Origin of the sequence: Clostridium boliviensis (assembly GCF_033342255.1) — a bacterium.
Classification (GTDB): Bacteria; Bacillota; Clostridia; order Lachnospirales; family Lachnospiraceae; genus Lacrimispora; species Lacrimispora boliviensis.
The window spans coordinates 187,762-206,033 of record NZ_JAWONS010000280.1 but is presented as its reverse complement, the minus strand read 5'-3'; the positions used below and the strand labels follow the sequence as shown (position 1 = coordinate 206,033).

The 18,272-nt window shown below is 36.2% G+C and carries 14 protein-coding genes; all 14 read left to right on the top strand.

Annotated elements, in window-relative coordinates; genetic code table 11:
- Positions 1-80: 80 nt before the first annotated feature.
- Positions 81-1,157 carry a polysaccharide pyruvyl transferase family protein gene (locus RZO55_RS19605; protein WP_318065950.1) on the top strand — a complete coding sequence of 359 codons (1,077 nt, stop codon included), beginning with the start codon at positions 81-83 and terminating at the stop codon, positions 1,155-1,157.
- Positions 1,158-1,184: 27 nt separating this feature from the next.
- Entirely contained in the window at positions 1,185-2,591 is a 1,407-nt protein-coding gene (locus RZO55_RS19600) for an oligosaccharide flippase family protein (RefSeq protein ID WP_318065949.1), read from the top strand.
- A 7-nt stretch (positions 2,592-2,598) separates the two neighbouring features.
- Complete coding sequence (locus tag RZO55_RS19595) at positions 2,599-3,744, top strand: Coenzyme F420 hydrogenase/dehydrogenase, beta subunit C-terminal domain (RefSeq protein ID WP_318065947.1); 1,146 nt, start codon at positions 2,599-2,601, stop codon at positions 3,742-3,744.
- Between the two features lie 40 nt (positions 3,745-3,784).
- The gene (locus tag RZO55_RS19590; protein WP_318065946.1) at positions 3,785-3,997 is read left to right on the top strand and encodes a hypothetical protein; all 213 of its coding nucleotides are present in this window, start codon (positions 3,785-3,787) and stop codon (positions 3,995-3,997) included.
- An 18-nt stretch (positions 3,998-4,015) separates the two neighbouring features.
- Entirely contained in the window at positions 4,016-4,981 is a 966-nt protein-coding gene (locus tag RZO55_RS19585; RefSeq protein WP_318065945.1) for a glycosyltransferase family 2 protein, read from the top strand.
- The gene (gene wsfD / locus RZO55_RS19580) at positions 4,968-6,506 is read left to right on the top strand and encodes a glycan biosynthesis hexose transferase WsfD (protein ID WP_318065944.1); all 1,539 of its coding nucleotides are present in this window, start codon (positions 4,968-4,970) and stop codon (positions 6,504-6,506) included. The genes RZO55_RS19585 and wsfD overlap by 14 nt, the downstream gene beginning before the upstream one ends.
- Before the next feature lie 20 nt (positions 6,507-6,526).
- On the top strand, positions 6,527-7,387 hold the full coding sequence (locus RZO55_RS19575) for a diguanylate cyclase domain-containing protein (RefSeq protein ID WP_318065943.1): 861 nt from the start codon (positions 6,527-6,529) through the stop codon (positions 7,385-7,387).
- Positions 7,365-8,981, top strand: coding sequence for a DUF2334 domain-containing protein (locus tag RZO55_RS19570; protein WP_318065942.1), 1,617 nt, complete (start codon positions 7,365-7,367; stop codon positions 8,979-8,981). Before RZO55_RS19575 ends, RZO55_RS19570 begins: the two co-directional genes overlap by 23 nt.
- 29 nt (positions 8,982-9,010) lie before the next feature.
- On the top strand, positions 9,011-10,300 hold the full coding sequence (locus tag RZO55_RS19565; RefSeq protein ID WP_318065941.1) for a glycosyltransferase family 2 protein: 1,290 nt from the start codon (positions 9,011-9,013) through the stop codon (positions 10,298-10,300).
- 18 nt (positions 10,301-10,318) lie between these two features.
- Positions 10,319-12,631 carry a cellulose biosynthesis cyclic di-GMP-binding regulatory protein BcsB gene (locus tag RZO55_RS19560; RefSeq protein WP_318065940.1) on the top strand — a complete coding sequence of 771 codons (2,313 nt, stop codon included), beginning with the start codon at positions 10,319-10,321 and terminating at the stop codon, positions 12,629-12,631.
- 22 nt (positions 12,632-12,653) lie between these two features.
- Complete coding sequence (locus RZO55_RS19555) at positions 12,654-14,888, top strand: glycosyltransferase family protein (protein ID WP_318065939.1); 2,235 nt, start codon at positions 12,654-12,656, stop codon at positions 14,886-14,888.
- On the top strand, positions 14,885-16,522 hold the full coding sequence (locus tag RZO55_RS19550; protein ID WP_318065938.1) for a glycosyl hydrolase family 8: 1,638 nt from the start codon (positions 14,885-14,887) through the stop codon (positions 16,520-16,522). The genes RZO55_RS19555 and RZO55_RS19550 overlap by 4 nt, the downstream gene beginning before the upstream one ends.
- 26 nt (positions 16,523-16,548) lie before the next feature.
- On the top strand, positions 16,549-17,643 hold the full coding sequence (gene wecB, locus RZO55_RS19545; RefSeq protein WP_318065937.1) for a non-hydrolyzing UDP-N-acetylglucosamine 2-epimerase: 1,095 nt from the start codon (positions 16,549-16,551) through the stop codon (positions 17,641-17,643).
- A 117-nt stretch (positions 17,644-17,760) separates the two neighbouring features.
- Positions 17,761-18,240: a VanZ family protein gene (locus RZO55_RS19540; protein ID WP_318065936.1), complete on the top strand. Its 480-nt coding sequence runs from the start codon at positions 17,761-17,763 to the stop codon at positions 18,238-18,240.
- Positions 18,241-18,272: the final 32 nt, after the last annotated feature.

Here is an 18,272-nt window from a genome sequence, read left to right as displayed (position 1 = left end):
GCGAAAAACAATCAATATATAATTAAACTGGCTGAGCGGAAAATACGGAGGAAAATATTGTGAGGATATGTATATTGTCTATGCAGGGAGTAAATAACTATGGCTCTCTTTTACAAGCGTACTCACTAAAAAAAATAATTGAAGAACTTGGACATCAAGTCGAATTTATTGATATTAAAAAGGGGGAAGATGAGCTGCTAAACATACAGTGTAATAAATTATCTTCTATTAATGAGAATAATAATAGAAATAGGCTATTGTATCAAGTACAAAGGGTCAAAAATAAATTCTCAAATAAAAAAGCAAAGAAGATTTTCGGTGAATTTCGAGTAAATGAATTAGGAATCATTGAGAAAAAAGATGAAAGAAATTATGATGTATGCGTTATAGGAAGTGACGAGGTTTTTAATTGTTTACAGAGGTCCAAATGGATGTTCTCTTCACAGTTATTTGGAAATGTAAAAAATGCAAAGAAAGTAATTACTTACGCGGCATGCTGCGGTTCCACAAAGGAAAAAGCTCTTTCAGAAGAACTAAAAAAAGCAATTGTTGCAGCAATGACTAATTTGGATTCTATATCTGTACGAGACGAGAATACTGCAAAATTTGTACAAGCATTGACTGGAAGAGAATGCGTTTATAACTTAGATCCCGTTGCAGTTGAAGATTTTTCGACAAAGATTCGGAATATTAATTTAAGCGGCAAATTACCTAAAAGTTATTGTATTGTTTATTCTTATAAAGACAGAATAGCTGATGAAAAAACAATTAATGCAATTAACAACTATTGTAAAAACCATGGCTTAGTGCCGATTGCACCTTTTGGAAGTCAGAAATGGATAAAGAGGAAAAAAACTCTTACACCATTTGAATTGCTAAGGGCATTTGAAAATGCGGAATGTATAATAACAGACACATTTCATGGAACATTATTTGGTGCTAAATTTGGTAAAAAAATGTGTGTTATTATCAGAGATAGTAATAGAAACAAATTGGAAGATTTAACTAAAAGGTTGGGAATCGAAGATCATATCCTTACTGATATTAGTGAACTTGAAACAGTATTAGGTATTGAACTTGAAAGAAATGCAATTGATAGTGTACTTAATAATGCAAGGAAAGATACATTTAAATATTTGGAAAATAGTCTGCAATAGAATGTGTGGAAGCGGAAGTGATAATGAATGAAAAGTAACAGAAATAAATATTTAATTAAGAATACGCTAATATTTACTTTGGGAAACTTAGGATCAAAATTGATTACATTTTTTTTGATTCCTTTATATACCAACACACTAAGTACGTCTCAGTATGGTATGATTGATTTAGTGGCAACGGTAAGTACGGTTGTTGCTCCTATTCTTACTATAAACATTTGTGAATCAGTTATGCGCTTTGCGTTAGATAAAGATGCGGATCAAAGGCAAATTACACACATAGGTACATACATTTTTATATTTGCATGTTTGTTTGGATTTTTGATTATACCGATTTGTTCGCTTTTTGACCAAACTGCACCGTATGCGATATTGATATATTTCTATGTAATTTCATTAGCAGCAAGTCAGCTCTACTTATGTGATTTAAGAGGAAAAGAACTGTTGCTTTATTACTCGATAGGTAATGTGCTTCACACGTTTCTTATAACTGTGTTTAATATTGTTTTCCTACTTGTTCTCAGAATGGAAATAGAGGGATATTTGCTTGCATTTATTATTGGAAGTTTAATGACTGCAGCTTATGCTTTTATAGTAGGAAAAGGATATAAAAGTTTAAAACCCAAAAGAATTAATAAGAAGCTTTTAATTAGTATGTCAAAATATTCAATAGTATTAATACCAAATTCGTTTATGTGGTGGATTATGAATGCATCTGATCGAATTATGGTAACAAGTATGGTAGGAATTGCAGCTAATGGCATCTATGCTGTTTCATATAAATTACCCGCGCTTGTTTCAACGTTAACATCTATTTTTAATCAAGCATGGAGCTATTCTGCAATAAGAGAAGACGGTGCTTGTGATGAAACTGAATATAATAATCGTGTTTTTAAATTATTAATTGGAATAGTAATGTTAATTGGAATTGGTATATTAACATTTGTTAAGCCTTTTTTGAGTATATATGTTTCAGAAGAGTTTTTTCCTGCATGGAAATATACGCCGTTTCTCATAATTGGATATGTTTATTTGACATTGGGATCATTTATGGCAACCAGTTATACAGTACACAAAGATAGCTTTGGGTATTTATTTTCTGGAATGTTTGGTGCGGTTTTTAATATAGCTTTAAATTTTATTTTCATTCCCTTAATTAATGTGTATGGTGCGGCTATCACCACAGGTATGAGTTATTTCTTAGTGTTTTTATTTAGATTAATACATACAAGAAAATATATGAAATATAGGATAGTGAATGTCGAGTTTATTTTAGGGAGTGTTATTTTGTTTATTTCCTCATTTGCTATCTATTTAAATAGCCAAATAGGATTTACAATACAGATTTTGCTTTTCGGAATTGCAGTCTGTTTTTTTGGAAAGCCTTGGGTACTGATGCTAAGAAAGTTAGTTAATGTAAAAAGAAGGAAGTAATGGGGTTATGAAAACTGTTTGTAAAGAAAATCAATGTGCTGGCTGTATGGCATGTATTGATATTTGTTCAAAAAAAGCCATACAGTTAGTAGATTCAATAGTAGCATATAATGCCGTTATAGATGAAAATAATTGCATAAATTGTGGAGCTTGCCAAAAAGTATGTCAGGAAAATAATCCACCTGTTCAAATGAAACCTATTGTTTGGAAGGAAGGCTGGGCCAATAATCAGGTAATCAGAGAAAAATCTTCAAGTGGAGGGTTAGCGACTGCAATTGAATTAGCTTTTATAAAAAATGGGGGAACAGTTTGTAGCTGTTCTTTGAAAGAGGGGGATTTTCTCTTCTCTTTTGCATATACTGAAAAAGATGTAGCAAAGTTTACTGGTTCAAAGTATGTAAAAAGTAACCCCAAAGGCGTTTATAAGAAAATATTAGAAAAGTTAAAGAAAGGCGAAAAAGTATTGTTTGTAGGATTGCCTTGTCAGGTAGCTGCTGTAAAAAACTTTGTGGGGAATAAAGAAAATCTTTATACAATAGATTTGATTTGTCATGGTACTCCATCGCCAAAGATTCTGGAACGATTTTTAAATGATTATAAGCTAGATCTATATAGTACTCAAGATATAAGATTCCGTGTAAAAACTAAGTTCTATTTAGAGAGTGACCAAAAACGGTTTACGGTTCCAACTGTTATTGATAATTATCTTATGATATTTTTAAATTCAACTTCCTATACTGAAAATTGCTATGAATGCAAATATGCGAAGCAGGAACGTATTGGAGACATTACGTTAGGCGATTCTTGGGGAAGTGAATTACCGGAAGACATTCAAAGTAAGGGCGTTTCGTTAGTATTTTGTCAAACTGATAATGGTAAATACCTTTTAGAACAAACTGATCTTCAGCTTTTAGATGTTGATTTAGAACGGGCTATAACGTGGAATCATCAGCTCCATCATCCATCAGTTAAATCTAAGCAACGTGAGAAATTTTTAAATGCAATCAATGAAGGAAAAAAATTTAGGCAGGTTGTTCTTACATGTTATCCAAAGCGATATATTAAAAATCTTGTTAAAACAATCCTATATAAGATGAAAATAATCCGGGGGGGGCAGGTAAGATATTGCATAATTCTGACAGAAAGGATTTGACATAAGTTTAATGTAGAAACAAAAAAGGCATTGGAGGTTGATGCCGATTGAGTATGGGTTTGGAACGATGATGTTAAGTGAAATTTTTGGAGTCGCCAAGATTTATATTATTACTGGCAGAATTGATATGACGCGCAGTATTGTTGGTATTATGGGCATTTTCCGGGATACTTATCAGACTCTTTACTTGATAGATAGTGGCGATCTAATACGGAGACTGACCCTGTGCAATCAGAGGCATAAATCAATATGATTTAAAGGAGCACAGCGTATGAACAAACTAAGTATTGTTGTACCATGCTACAATGAAGAGCAGGCATTGGGATATACCAATGCAGAACTGACTCAAATCATAAACAAGCTGGTTGAATCGGGGAAAATCCATAAGGCCAGCTTTATTCTTTATGTGGATGACGGAAGTAAGGACAGCACCTGGAATATGATTGAAGGTTTTCGAAAGCAATATCCCTTTGTTTTCGGCTTAAAGCTTGCAAGGAATGTAGGGCATCAGAATGCGCTCACAGCCGGTCTTCTTGCAGCCATGGAATATGCGGATATGGTAATATCCATTGATGCAGATTTACAGGACGACGTTTCAGTAATGGAAGAGATGGTGGACCGATACCGGGAGGGGTGTGAAATTGTATATGGGGTCCGTAACAGACGTGATACGGATACGCTGTTTAAACGGTCTACAGCAATTGGCTTCTATAAGCTGATGAAATTAATGAATATCGATATTGTCTATAATCATGCCGATTACCGGCTCCTATCAAAAAAAGTATTGGAACAATTTGCTCTGTATCCGGAACGGAACCTTTTTTTAAGAGGAATTATTCCTTCCATTGGCTTTCGGTCTGCTATCGTAAAATACGATAGAAAATCACGAGTTGCCGGAAAGTCCAAATACCCACTGGGCAAGATGTTTGCTATGGCTTTTGATGGAATCACTTCTTTTAGTATACAGCCCATACGTATGATAACAGTCTTAGGATTAATTATTGTACTATGTAGTCTTTGCGCAGCAATCTATGCATTATATTCCTATATTTCGGGTAAAGTGGTAGCAGGATGGACTTCTACTATATTATCTATTTGGTTCATTGGAGGAGTACAGCTTTTATCGGTAGGTCTGATAGGAATATATATTGGTAAGATCTATGTGGAGGTAAAAGGACGGCCCCGGTATGTTGTTGAAATAAACGATTTGACGGAGATAGATCATGAAGAACAGTGAGGAGAAAAGTACTGTTAGATACATTACCTTTTTCATAAAGATTCTGGAACGCTTGAAAAGAAATATAAAAAAGATCGATTCCCGCATGGAAGGGAAATACTCTCCTGATCTTCTGGCACTTGCAGCTACTGGAATTGCTGCATTGGCTGTTTCGGCTATTTTGTTTCTTCCAAACTATCTGGGGGTGGCGAATGATGGAACAACGGATGAGCTTATGCGGACCGCCGGGATCTATTATATATCAAAAGAGCCAGGTGATATATATGCTAATTATTTCAATAAAACATATACCGAAGTTGCAACTGGGACAGAAGGACCGGGGAATATATGGAATAGTCAGTTGGTGATTATAAAGGCGGCAAAATTCCTTGATGATGTTATTACTAATGATAGAATATTTGATATTCGTTTTTTAGGCTTTCTTTATTTTATCTTATATCTTCCTGCATTATATTTGGTTATTCAGCAAGTTTGTCAGCGTGTAAAGAATTTTTCAGAAGGTGCGTTTATAGCAGGAGCAGGATTGATTATTTTTTCGGATGTAGGATATGTGACTTATTTCAATTCTTTTTATCCCGAGGCAGTTTGGTTTATCTCATTGCTTTATTGCATTGGCGCAGCTATGTCATTTCAAAATAAACGTTCTGAACACAAAGATTTATTCTCATTGTTTTTGCTGTTTTTATCTGGAAGTGTTCTGATAAGCTCCAGACGTCAATGCGCAGTTATTGGATTTTTATTGACTTTTTATATGATCCGCCTGATTTCAGTGCGTAGAAGTTGGATTTGGGGAGGCAGCTGCCTCCTTGCTGCATTGGCTATTAGTTTCTTTTCGTTTTTTTGTATATTGGAGTATCCCACTGATTTTAGCAAAACCAGTAAATTACATGCAATGACCAGAGGGGTGCTGTTCAGCTCTTCTGACCCGGCTGATTCATTAGCGGAATTTGGTATCGATCCATCTTATGAGCTGCTGGCTGATGCTTCTGCTTATGATTATCTGCCGTTTGTCAAAGCGGAAGACAGTTCGCTTTATAATGGCTTTATAGACCAATATACCATTTCAGACATTGGTGTCTATTATTTACAGCATCCGGGGAGCTTGTTGAGTATGCTGGATGTTTCAATTAAAGTAGGGATGGACATGCGTAGGAACGACTGCAGTAATTATGAGAAAAATGCAGGCTTTCCTAAGAGAGCAAAAAGTTTGTTTTGGTCGGGCTGGAGCAGTTTTAAAGAGTTATCAGCACCAAAAACGGTGGGATATTTACTTTTATTAACCGTTGCCATTATTCTATTGTTTTTTAAAGGGTATTCCATGCGTCCCATGGAGGATAGAAGAAATACCATTTTTCTTGATATCCTGTTAGTGATTTTGGGTCTTTTGCTATTACAGTCAATGGAGGTAATTGTCAATAGCGGGGATGCAGAGATGGTACAGCGGCTTTTTCTGGTTGGTCTTTCTATCGACATCATGACATACTGCGTTTTTGCAGAATTGCTTCATAAGCTTAGGATTGTTTAATGAAAGGGAACAGATTGAATATGAATAAAAATTCGTTTGGCTATATAATACAGGATGTTGGTTTGGTGATTTTACTGGTCTGTTTATTTGCCGGTTCCATGACAGTGAGCTATACGGACAAATCTATGATATTCGAAGCGGTGGTTATGTTATCAGGGACATTTTTTGTGATACTGCTTTCAGGTTTTAAGCTGTTTGGACTGGGTATCACAATGGCAGGAATACAGGTCACGCTTTATACCGCCTACCGGCTGTATTTGTTCCTCTCTTACGATACAGAGATTTCAGTATATTGTTATATATGGATTTTATTACCATTAGTTTCTGCTGCTTCTATGTACTTGTTTGTCTATGGAAATCACCGGTTGGAGATTGAAAATGATATATTGAAGAAACAGGTAGAGGAATTAGTTGTGGTTAATCCGCTGACAAAACTGTATAATTTAAGAAGCTTATATAATGATCTTAATGTTCAGGTATCATATGCGGAGAGAAATAAGGTACCTCTTTCTCTTATGATAGTTGTACTCAAATATGAATCAGAACTTAGAAGTATTTTATCACGGCATAATTATGAGATGATTATACAGAGGCTGGCCCAACTGGTGGTGGATACGGTTCGTGTTGAAGATAAAACGTACTCTATTGATAATAAGGGTTCATTGGCAGTTATTTTGACTTGTGACAAATCTGGAAGCGATATAGCAATGAGAAGAATAAAGAGCCAGGTATCACAGCGGGATGCATTTGCAGGAATAGCGGATGCGGCCATTAAAGTTGAAGTGAGGATTGCATGTTTAGAATATAAGAAAGACAAGTTTGAGAATAATATGATATTATTTAAACAGAAGGTGGAAAATGAATTGCAATATGACGTTTAAATCGTTTCTTACTTATTTTACTGCACTGCTCTTGCTTCTTTTTGTTTCTTTTGGAATTCCGAATACAGTTTTGGCACAGGAATTTCCAAAGGGAGATATTCTAATCATCTTTAGCGATAACGCCGATAAGCAAGCTGTTGCAGCTGTAAATGACCTGGTTGAGCAGTTGACGTATCAAAGTTTCGAAGTAAGCTATGGTCCAGCTTCCTGGAGTATGGAGTATCTGGATCGGTTTTCACATATTATTTGTTATGATTTAAACACATATCCAATGGAGTTCTCAAAAAAACTGGAGGAATATGAAAACAGTAAGCTGATTTCTCCCCATATTTTATTTGTAGGTAGTCGTTATCTGAAAGATTATCTGGATTATACGGGAAGGTCGGGGAGATATCAGTTAATTAACAGCTCCATTGGTCAGGTTCAATATTCATTCAACGGGCTGGACAGCAGAACGAGTTTAGTGAAAGAAGATTATTTCATATTCCTGAAACAGTTTCAGTATAAAAGCGGAGAGTTAAATGTAGATGATAAAAAGGGATACTTTTGTGCAACTGCTGGCGCTATAACTCATATACCAATTGCTAATATAAATGATAATATGATTAAGGCTGCTTTTAACAGAGAGGTTGCCCAGTGGAAGTGGCCGTATAAAGGGATTCCTCATGTATTTGCCCAATACATTTTAATTGATAGAGTCTATCCTTATGAAGATCAGGAAAAGCTGCTTAAGGTGGTGAACTTGCTGATTAGTAAAAAAACTCCTTTCGTTATCTCAGTAATGCCCATGTATACAAATGGCGATTACCCTTCTATGACCCACTTTTGTGAGATCCTGCGCTATGCTCAAGCCAATGGCGGAGCAGTTATCATACATGCTCCGATTAACCAGATGGTTGACTTTAAGACGGAGGTGGTTTTGGACTATCTAGCCAGGGCAATGGTCATATATAACAAGCAGGGAGTCTATCCACTGGCATTACAAGTGCCCCACAACTGGATGTTTGATAAAGATACAATTGAAATCATGAGTCATTTCAGGACTGTCTTTACTTCGGATGAGATGGATCCCTATTTAAAACCGGATGAGATGAATCGCAATGAGGTCTATCAGGATGGCCACCAATGGGTGGGAAATTCCATTTCTCTAGATGATACAGGGGTTAGCAATTCGACCATTTATTCTACGGCTGTATCTATTTCTATGAAAGAGGATTATAGTAAAATCAGTAAAAAAATTCAGACATGCAGAAATTCATTTGTGCCATTAAAAAGTCTCTGGGATATGGATCACACTTTATGGATGGATAAGGAACTGCTGAATTATAAGAGTGGAAATCTGATTCTAAATGATAAAAAAATAGATTTAGATTTTACGCCATCCGTTTATACTAAGCAATATGATTATCATCGTAATATTCTTCAGCGGTTTTCTAAGGACTTAACTTCTCAAAACCGCAAATTGATTTTGATAGTAACAATCACTTCTGTTATTTTTTTATTTTTGATCCTTTGGGCCAGATATACGAATAGAAAAAGATATTTCTTATCACCTGAAAGTGGATCGCAGCCAGACGAAAAATATACTGATTAAAGAACTGAATTTTGGAACAGGGAGGGGCTATGACATTTTTAGATGTTTTGGCATTATATTCAATCTTTGCTATATGGGGATTGCTGTTTATGAATATCGTACTCTCTATGGGCGGATTTGTTTATATTATGCGTACGTATCGTACAGACGGGCACAAATCGATTAATGAATATCCCATGGTTACGGTAATAGTTCCTGCCCATAATGAGAGTATTGTAATACGCAAAACCATGGAGGCATTATTAAAGTTTGATTATCCTGGGGATAAGTACGAAATCATAGTCATTAATGATAATTCCTCAGATGATTCTGCCCAGGTTCTGAAAAATATTCAGGTAGATAATCCACAGGCAAGGATTATTGTTATAAATACGGATAATATAGTAGGAGGAAAGGGCAAATCCAATGCGTTGAATATTGCACTTTCCGTGGCTTCGGGTTCCGTAATAGCGATTTATGACGCGGATAATACTCCGGAGAAGCAGGCTCTGAAGATACTGGTTGAAAATCTAATGTCGGATGAAAAACTGGGTGCAGTCATAGGAAAGTTCAGAACAAGAAATAAATACGCATCCCTGCTCACGAGATTTGTAAATATTGAGACTCTGGCTTATCAGTGTATGACCCAGGCTGGAAGATATTTTTTCTTTAAACTTTGCACCATACCTGGAACCAACTATGTGATCCGACGGGAGTTGATTGACCGTATGGGTGGCTGGGATGTGAATGCCCTTGCTGAGGATACAGAAATCAGCTTCCGGCTTTACCGCATGGGATACTATATTAAATTCATGCCACTTGCTGTTACATGGGAGCAGGAACCTCAGAAGCTGAAACAATGGTTTAAGCAGAGAACCCGTTGGGTAAAGGGAAACCTGTATGTTCTGAAGAACAACTTTAAATATGCGTTTGATCCAAAAGCGGGAAGGATGAGACTTGATGTTATTTATTACGCGCTGGTTTATCTAACTATGTTTACTTCTTTGATATTTTCGGATATGATATTTATAATTGGTATTTTGGGATTGGGTTATGTAACTTTAGGCGGATTTTCATCTTTACTATGGGAGATGGCAATATTGCTGTTTATATTAAACGTATCGATTACACTGTCTGTTGAAAGAAATGAATTCAATTTCAGTAATATACTGCTTACCTTTTTCATGCTGTTTACCTATGCAAAGATGTGGGTGCTGGTAGTATTTAACGGTCTTATACAGGGAATCCAGGATGCAATATATCATAAAGAAGTCGTTTGGGATAAGACGGAACGTTTTGAGGAAATATTGGATAAAAGAAGGAAGAATACAAGACAGTAATGGAAGTAAGGAGCGATTATGGCAACATTGACGAAGAAGCATAACAAAAAAATATCTTTGAGTGTAAAGATATCTGTTGGCTGTATGGTAATGCTGTTGATTATAACAATATTTCCTTTAGGTGCATATGGTTCAAATACCGTTGCCCCTGTGACAGGTGAATCAACTGAAATACCGGATACGCAGGAGACAACTGCAGAGAATCAGGCTGACCAAAACATCAGTCAGGAGGCAGCAGCTGAAGGTGTTGATTTTCTACCTGTTGTAGACCCGGAATCAGCATCGGTTCCTGATCAGAGTGAGCCGGAATACCAACCAGTAAGTCATACCCAGGATACTTTCTTTTACAGAAAGACGCTGAAAGGAATCTATTCTTCTACAGAACTTTATTTTTATGCACAGGATTACTGGGATACAAAGTATGTTTATGCCTGTATACAATATGATGTTAGTCAGCTGATAGAAAGTTCATCTTCTTCTGTTACTTTCTCAATTAATGATGTTCCAATTCAGTCTTACAAGTTGGAATATAAAGATGGAAATTCGCAGATTCTATATGTAAAGATACCATTGGAGCAGGTGCATGCTGGTTTTAATACCTTTGCAATATCGGCTTATGCCAGACTATATGATGAGCAGGGTTGTGTAGATGATTACTCGGATGCCAATTGGTTAAGTATTTCTGATGCCTCATATGTCAGATGTGGATATGAAAGCAAGGACCCGGAGCATAGGATTTCATACTATCCTTATCCGTTCATGTCAACTTACAATACAACTGGAAAAGGATTGGTAATAGCCGTCTCTGACGATATGGCTCCAGGGGAAGTGGCTGCAGCCATGAATATAATGGCTGATTTAAGCTCTGATACCAAAGAAAAAAATGATATCCAGGTATGCCGACTTTCAGATTTACGGAATTTTAATCCGTCCAGAACGATACTGATTGCGGATTATAACAGTTTACCTTCTGAATATAAAAATAAGATAACAAATGCTCCTGATACATCAGGAAATACCATTGTAACTTTTTCTGATGATATGAATGGGAATCCGCTTTTAATCATTACCTCTCTGGAAGATGTCAGTCTGTCAGAAGGAGCTTTTATGCTTATGGATCAAAGCCGCCGCATACAGGAAGTGGGGAGTGTTGCAGAAGTTGAAAAAGGCAGTGCACAGTTGGCTGCTGATGCAGTAAAGCAAAGCGACATGGCGGCTTTAAGTTATACACTTGAAGATATATCTGGTAATGGAATGTTGTATGTAGGCCCATTTCACCAGGAGAAGAATATTTATCTTCCTGTTTCAAAAGGATTTAAACTAGCGGAAGGAGGAAAAATTGTTTTAAAATTCCGTTATAGTGAAAATTTAGATTTTAATCGTTCACTTATTACAATATACTGGGGTGAGGTTCCGGTTGCCAGTAAACGGCTGAATAAGGAGAACGCATCTGGAGATGAATTGACATTTGAAATGCCAAGTGACGTTATAGGAACATCGGCCACCAATCTGAAAGTATCATTTGATTTAGAAATACCTGATTTGATTTGCAGCCCCAGACAGAGTGATATGCCATGGGCCTATATATCAAAGGATTCCACGATATTTTTACCCAATACAACTGATATAACGCTGTCTTTTGATTCTAAGGTCTCCCCTTTTAACCGGAACGGAGCGTTTAATGATGTTATGCTGGTACTCAGCGATACGCCGAATACCAATGAACTGAATCTTTTGGGACAGGCAATAGCCATGTATGGAAATGAAGCAAAGCCATACGGATCAATTATTGTGCGAAGAGCCTCAGATTTTAATGAGGAGGATGCGGATTATAATATCATTGCGGCTGGAACACTCCAGAGCAATGCATTCATATCCAGGATCAATGATTCTCTGGCTTTTAAATTTTCACCAGATGGTACATCATTTGAGAGTAATGAGCAATTAATTTTATCCAGGGATTATGCTGGAAAAATTGGTATTATCCAGCTTTTGAAATCTCCTTATTCTCTAAACCGGGGCTTGCTGGTACTGACTGGAAACAGTGAAAATATACTGACAAATCTACAGAATTGTTTGAGAGATTCCAGCAAACGAGAGGAATTAACAAAGGATTGCGCAATTATAGATCCGGATAAGACGGTTACTACACTCCAGTTTATCCGAACGGAGGAAACAAAGGGTGGTCCGACTCTTGCAGAGAAGATGATTCGTAATAAAAAATCTCTGATTTTTACAGCTGTTGCTACAACGGCAATGTTTTTAATGCTGATTGCCGTAATTATAATATTGCTGCGGATACGTATGTACAGAAAGAAGAATGAAGAATAAATAGAGATACTTCTGGAAAGGAATGAAGAAAGGATTGAAATTAGAGAAAAACTGGTTTTATAGTTTTTGTATTGCATTATCGGTTGTGGGTATTGCCTATATTCTGATTACCGGAGTTTCTGAAATGCAGGGTAATCAGGAGTATCCTTATGCAATGAAAGGAATGCTCATTCTTATCTTCTTCCTTGCCTGGGTAGGAGTTCATTTTCTTGCATTGCTTTCTGCAAGGCTGGGAATAAAAGAAAAATTGTCTAAAAAGAGTAAATTAATCTTTGGTCTGGAGACTGTTTATGTCTTACTGATTCTGATCTTTGCATTTATTATGCGTGTAGCTGTCATAATAGAATTACCTATGAAACCAGCTTCTGATTATAAAACTTATTATGAGATTGCGGTGATGATGAAAAAGGGAATCCTTCAGGAAAAAGGAGAAGGTTACTGTAACTATATAGCCATGTTTCCCCATATAGCGGGGTACTGCTATATACTTAAGAATATATTTGTTTTATTTGGAACAAGTGTCTGGAACGGTCAGATGGCAAATGTTTTCTTTTCTTTAGGGACGGTATTTTTTGTTTATCGGATTGCAAGAAAACTAGGAGGGAAGATTGCTGGGATTGTTGCCTTGACGGGTTCTGCATTCTGGCCATCACAAATCTTATATATAAATATGCTGGCAGCTGAGTATTCTTTTAGCTTTTTTTTGTTTTTGTCTGTTCTATTATTTCTTCATTTGGTAATGGATTATGACAGCACTACAAAAAATGGTATCAGTGGAATTCTTCTTCATATTCTTCTTGGCTGTTTGATAGCAATTACGGCAGCGATACGTCCGATGGCTCTGATTCTGCTGATTGCTATTCTTCTGTTTTTAATTCCACAAAAGATGAGTCTACCAGGTATTCCAATAAACAGTATATCCATATGGGTAAGGTTCCTGGCAAAAGGATGGCTTAGAGGATTGCTGATATTAGCTTCATATATGGTAGTTTCCGGTATTATTACAACAGATATAGAGCTTCTTATTAACAAGTCTGTGCCTTCTTTCAGCCAGTCTTTTGGCTATAATTTACTGGTGGGTTTAAATAACGATGCAAGTGGAGGATGGAATGAGGAAGATTCCAAGTTCCTTTATGACAATCTGGAACGTACTGGTTCTCCCATAGAAGCTCAGACAGCATGCCGGGATGAGGCATTCCAGCGATTAGTTTCCAATCCAAACATGCTTTTTAATCTGTTTATTAAGAAATATGAGCTGCTGTGGGGGAATGACAATTATGGCAGTGATTGGAACCTGGCATTTTTAAAAGAACAAAATGAACTGACTCAGACACGGGCCGATTTTCTTTACAAGGTAAAAAGTGAAAATCAAATCGTTTATTTGGTTTTTATTCTTTTCTCTTTTCTGACTCTGATTTATCTGTTAAAAAAACAGGCGAATGGTGTTTATGTTTTAATTTTAATATATCTTGGAACTGCAGCAATGCATCTTATGGTGGAAAGTCAGAATCGATATCATTTTCATGCAATACCAGTACTGATCATTTTGGGATCAGTGGGAGTAGCATTTATATTTGATAATGCCATAATTTTTGTAGAATCATCTGATGTGGAACGGCAAAGAAAAGAAAAACAGATGATTCGTCAGGAGGCAGTATTAAAAAAATTTGAGATGGAAGAGCATAAAGCAATTGAAGAGCGGTATAAAAATATGACTAACTCATTTGATATGAAGTCAGCCATTACAAATGGGAATGTGACAGTTACAGTATCTGAAATCTATGCAAAGTCTAATAACGAAGAGAACAGTAATGATATTGTATATGTAGCGCCAGCAATGCCAGCACCAGCAACACCAGAACCAGCGCCAGCAGCAACAGGAAATAAAGCCATAGAACCTCCTGATGTTGAGCAAAATGTTGGAATAATTGATCAGGAGGAACAGAAATCAAATAATTTAGATAAAGTCGCTGATAAAAAGGAGTCTGAAAATAAGATGGCTGATGAAAGTCTGTTATCGCTGATTTTGGAATTAGAGGAGATTGCAGAAACTGGTAAAATAGTAAAAAAACCGAAGGATAAAATACAACACAAAAATAGTGATGGTGGTTTGGAAGAAATATTAGATAAAATCAGAGAAATTGAAAAGAGACAGGATAATATGCTGGAAGGGTTCACTATAATTAAGCATGATATAGAACATGTAAAGCGGATTGCAGCGGATTTGGACCAAAGAGAAAAGGAGGATAATGTATGAATAGGGTTCCTCCGCAAAATAGAATGGAAAAGTTTTTGATAATCATCTTTTGTATACTGCTATTCTTAATTGCAGGAGGGCTGCTTCTATTATCTCATTATTTCAATGTTGATGAGGAACTGAAAAATAGAGAAAAGGAGGGCATAGAAGAAAGCAGAAAAAGTGAGCTGGATTCAAAGGAAACGTCACTTGATGATATTACATCAATGCTTCCGGAGTTTTGCAATCTGAATGAGAAAATACCAGATATAACGATTACTGATGAAGCTGGGAAAAAGGAATCCATACGGAGTTTTGAAGGAAAACAAACAGTAATAACATTTTGGGGAAGTTGGTGTCCGGATTGCCAGGAAGAGTTGTCCCATTTTAATGGCTTCAGGGATATTATGAAAAATTATGGAAACATAAACTATATTCTTATAAACCGGTTAGATGGAAATAAAGAAACGAGTGAGAAAGCTAAGCAGTATCTAATCAATAATAAAATTAATATTAGTACGTATTATGATTACGGGCTGTCGGCTTATAAGAAATTGGGACTTCATAGCATACCAACAACATTGTTTCTGGATGAAAAAGGTATTATCAGAGCCTGGAGTACAAAACCTATAACAAAAGATTCCGTTTTTGAGGGTTATTTAAGATGCATGACAGAAGGGAACGGAAAAGTAACAGGAGATTTTGTAACTGGCTGTCTCATGGATAGTAATGGAGGAGTACATGCGAAGTACGATCCTAAGGGCGCTGGAAAACAAACCAGCGAAGTGTTAAGTGAAACACAGGGAATAGTGATGGAATACGCTGTTTTATGTAATGACCAACAGCTGTTTAATAGGACACTTTCATATATAACGGAAAACATGTGGACAAATGGTTTAATTGCATGGAAAGTAAAGGGAGATAAACCGTCTGGTGTGAATGCTCTTCTTGATGATCTCCGGATTTTGAATGCACTCATTTCCGCACATCGTCAATGGGGAGGTTATGACAAGCAAATTAATAGTTTTACTGAGAGTTTAGCTAAATACGGAAAAAAAGGTGGACAGTATGTGGATTTCTATGACTCTCATCTGAAACAATATGCCACCCGTTTTACGCTTTGTTATGGAGATCTGCAGACAATGAGAGAATTATCAAATCAGGACGACAGATTTACAAAACCATATGAGTACACAAAAAAGCTGGTGTTAGGCGGAAAGATAAGCAGTAAATTTCCATTGTATTACAGTTGGTATAATTATAAAACAAATTCGTACTCCACAGATAATCTGAATTCTGCAGAAGCTATGCTGACCCTTCTTCATTTAGCAAAAGCAGATCTGTTGCCTGATGATTCCCTGGACTGGCTGGAGGAGCAGATGAAAAGAGGAGGTGTGAAAGCACGTTATAATGTAAAAGGAGAAGTTGTGGAAGGCTATAATTATGATTCTACTGCTGTTTATGCACTGATAGCACTGATTGCTAAGGAAGCAGGGGATCAACAATTACAGGGAATGGCTTTGAGAAGAATGGAAAAAATGAGAATAATTGATACATCTTACCCATACTTCGGAGCTTTTGGTATGGAAGATGGAACTGGTATAAACTCATTTGATCAGGTATTAGCGATGCTTGCTTATGAATATACAAAATAAATGTAATAGAATTGGAGAGTTAAATAGTGAAAAACATTATGCTCGTATTTGGCACAAGACCTGAAGCGATTAAAATGTGTCCCCTTGTGAATGAACTGAAAAAGAGAAAGCAGATCAGGGTTATTGTTTGTGTTACAGGACAACATAAATCTATGCTGACCCAGGTTCTGGAGACATTTCAGATTGTTCCTGATTATGACCTTTCTATTATGAAGGAGAGACAGACACTTTTTCAAATCACTACAAAAATATTAGATAAGTTGAGCCCTGTTTTGGAAAAAGAGAAACCAGATGTGGTGCTGGTCCATGGAGATACAACAACGGCATTTGCTTCAGCTCTGGCATGCTTTTATTTACAGATACCCGTGGGACATATTGAAGCGGGCCTTAGAACGCATGACATTTATTCCCCATATCCAGAGGAATTTAACAGACAGGCAGTTGGAATAGTTGCCAAATATCACTTTGCTCCAACGGAGACAGCAAAGCAGAATTTAATAGAAGAAGGTAAAAATCCTTCCTGTATATTCGTCACAGGGAATACAAGTATTGATGCACTGAAAACCACGGTTAAGAATGATTATGATCATGAGTTGTTAAAATGGGCGTCAGGCAGCAGGCTGATCATATTGACAGCACATAGAAGAGAGAATCTGGGTGAACCGATGCGGCAGATGTTTCGTGCTATTAAACGAATTATAGATGATTATTCGGATATAAAAGTAATATATCCAATACATTTAAATCCTTTAGTAAGAGAGATTGCTAATTCTATATTTATGGATGAGGACAGAATTAGATTAATTGAACCATTAGACGTAGTAGACTTTCATAACTTTATGGCCAGAGCTGTATTGATCTTAACGGACAGCGGAGGGATACAGGAGGAAGCTCCAAGTTTAGGTAAACCAGTACTTGTTATGCGGAATTCTACAGAACGGTCAGAGGGGATTGAAAGCGGAACTTTGTTACTGGTCGGAACCGAAGAAGAAGATATCTATGATTCTATCGTAAACTTATTAAATAATAAAGAAGCATATGCAAAAATGAGTAAAGCAAGTAATCCATATGGGGACGGTAATGCCAGTAAAAGAATTGCTGATATTTTATTAACATATTAGCTTAAGTAAAATGCATAGATAGGACAAAAAATGATATATAATTCCATTATTAGATTAGTATTAAAAGATCTTACAGAGACGTTTCTTTATGTACCTAAGGCGGCTTTGTTAGGATTCATGGTGATTGTATTGTTAATGATATTAAAAAGTTTATTCTATTATCTTAAAAAGTGGACTTTTATGTCCACTTATCAGATTGTGGCTGTTGGAACTTTTATTTCTTATATTTATATTGTTTTAATGATATCATATTTTTCACGACCTGCCGGTTCAAGAAATGATGTGAATTTAATCTTTTTGGAGACTTGGAGAAACAGTGCTCAATCTCGAGCTTATGTGGTAGAAAATATTATTATGATGATACCATTTGGACTTCTTTTACCTGCTTTTTTTAAGCCATCAAGGAATTTTTTTTGCTGTATTCCTTTAGGCTTTATGTTTTCTGTATGTTTGGAATATTCGCAGTTTCTATCAAAAAGAGGGTATATGCAGACAGATGATGTTGTAATGAATGTAATTGGGACATCGATCGGATATGTGGTGTTTTTGCTATTAGATTTCATAATTCGTCCATTACAAAAAAATGCACGTATTTAATATTATTAATAAAAATAGTAATCGTGCTAAAA

Coding starts and splice junctions, on each gene's coding strand:
- RZO55_RS19585 (WP_318065945.1), top strand. CDS start 4,016: ATGAACAAACTAAGTATTGTTGTACCATGCTACAATGAAGAGCAGGCA.
- RZO55_RS19560 (WP_318065940.1), top strand. CDS start 10,319: ATGGCAACATTGACGAAGAAGCATAACAAAAAAATATCTTTGAGTGTA.
- RZO55_RS19540 (WP_318065936.1), top strand. CDS start 17,761: ATGGTGATTGTATTGTTAATGATATTAAAAAGTTTATTCTATTATCTT.
- RZO55_RS19575 (WP_318065943.1), top strand. CDS start 6,527: ATGAATAAAAATTCGTTTGGCTATATAATACAGGATGTTGGTTTGGTG.
- RZO55_RS19550 (WP_318065938.1), top strand. CDS start 14,885: ATGAATAGGGTTCCTCCGCAAAATAGAATGGAAAAGTTTTTGATAATC.
- RZO55_RS19590 (WP_318065946.1), top strand. CDS start 3,785: ATGCCGATTGAGTATGGGTTTGGAACGATGATGTTAAGTGAAATTTTT.
- RZO55_RS19555 (WP_318065939.1), top strand. CDS start 12,654: ATGAAGAAAGGATTGAAATTAGAGAAAAACTGGTTTTATAGTTTTTGT.
- RZO55_RS19605 (WP_318065950.1), top strand. CDS start 81: ATGCAGGGAGTAAATAACTATGGCTCTCTTTTACAAGCGTACTCACTA.
- RZO55_RS19600 (WP_318065949.1), top strand. CDS start 1,185: ATGAAAAGTAACAGAAATAAATATTTAATTAAGAATACGCTAATATTT.
- RZO55_RS19595 (WP_318065947.1), top strand. CDS start 2,599: ATGAAAACTGTTTGTAAAGAAAATCAATGTGCTGGCTGTATGGCATGT.
- wsfD (WP_318065944.1), top strand. CDS start 4,968: ATGAAGAACAGTGAGGAGAAAAGTACTGTTAGATACATTACCTTTTTC.
- RZO55_RS19565 (WP_318065941.1), top strand. CDS start 9,011: ATGACATTTTTAGATGTTTTGGCATTATATTCAATCTTTGCTATATGG.
- RZO55_RS19570 (WP_318065942.1), top strand. CDS start 7,365: ATGAATTGCAATATGACGTTTAAATCGTTTCTTACTTATTTTACTGCA.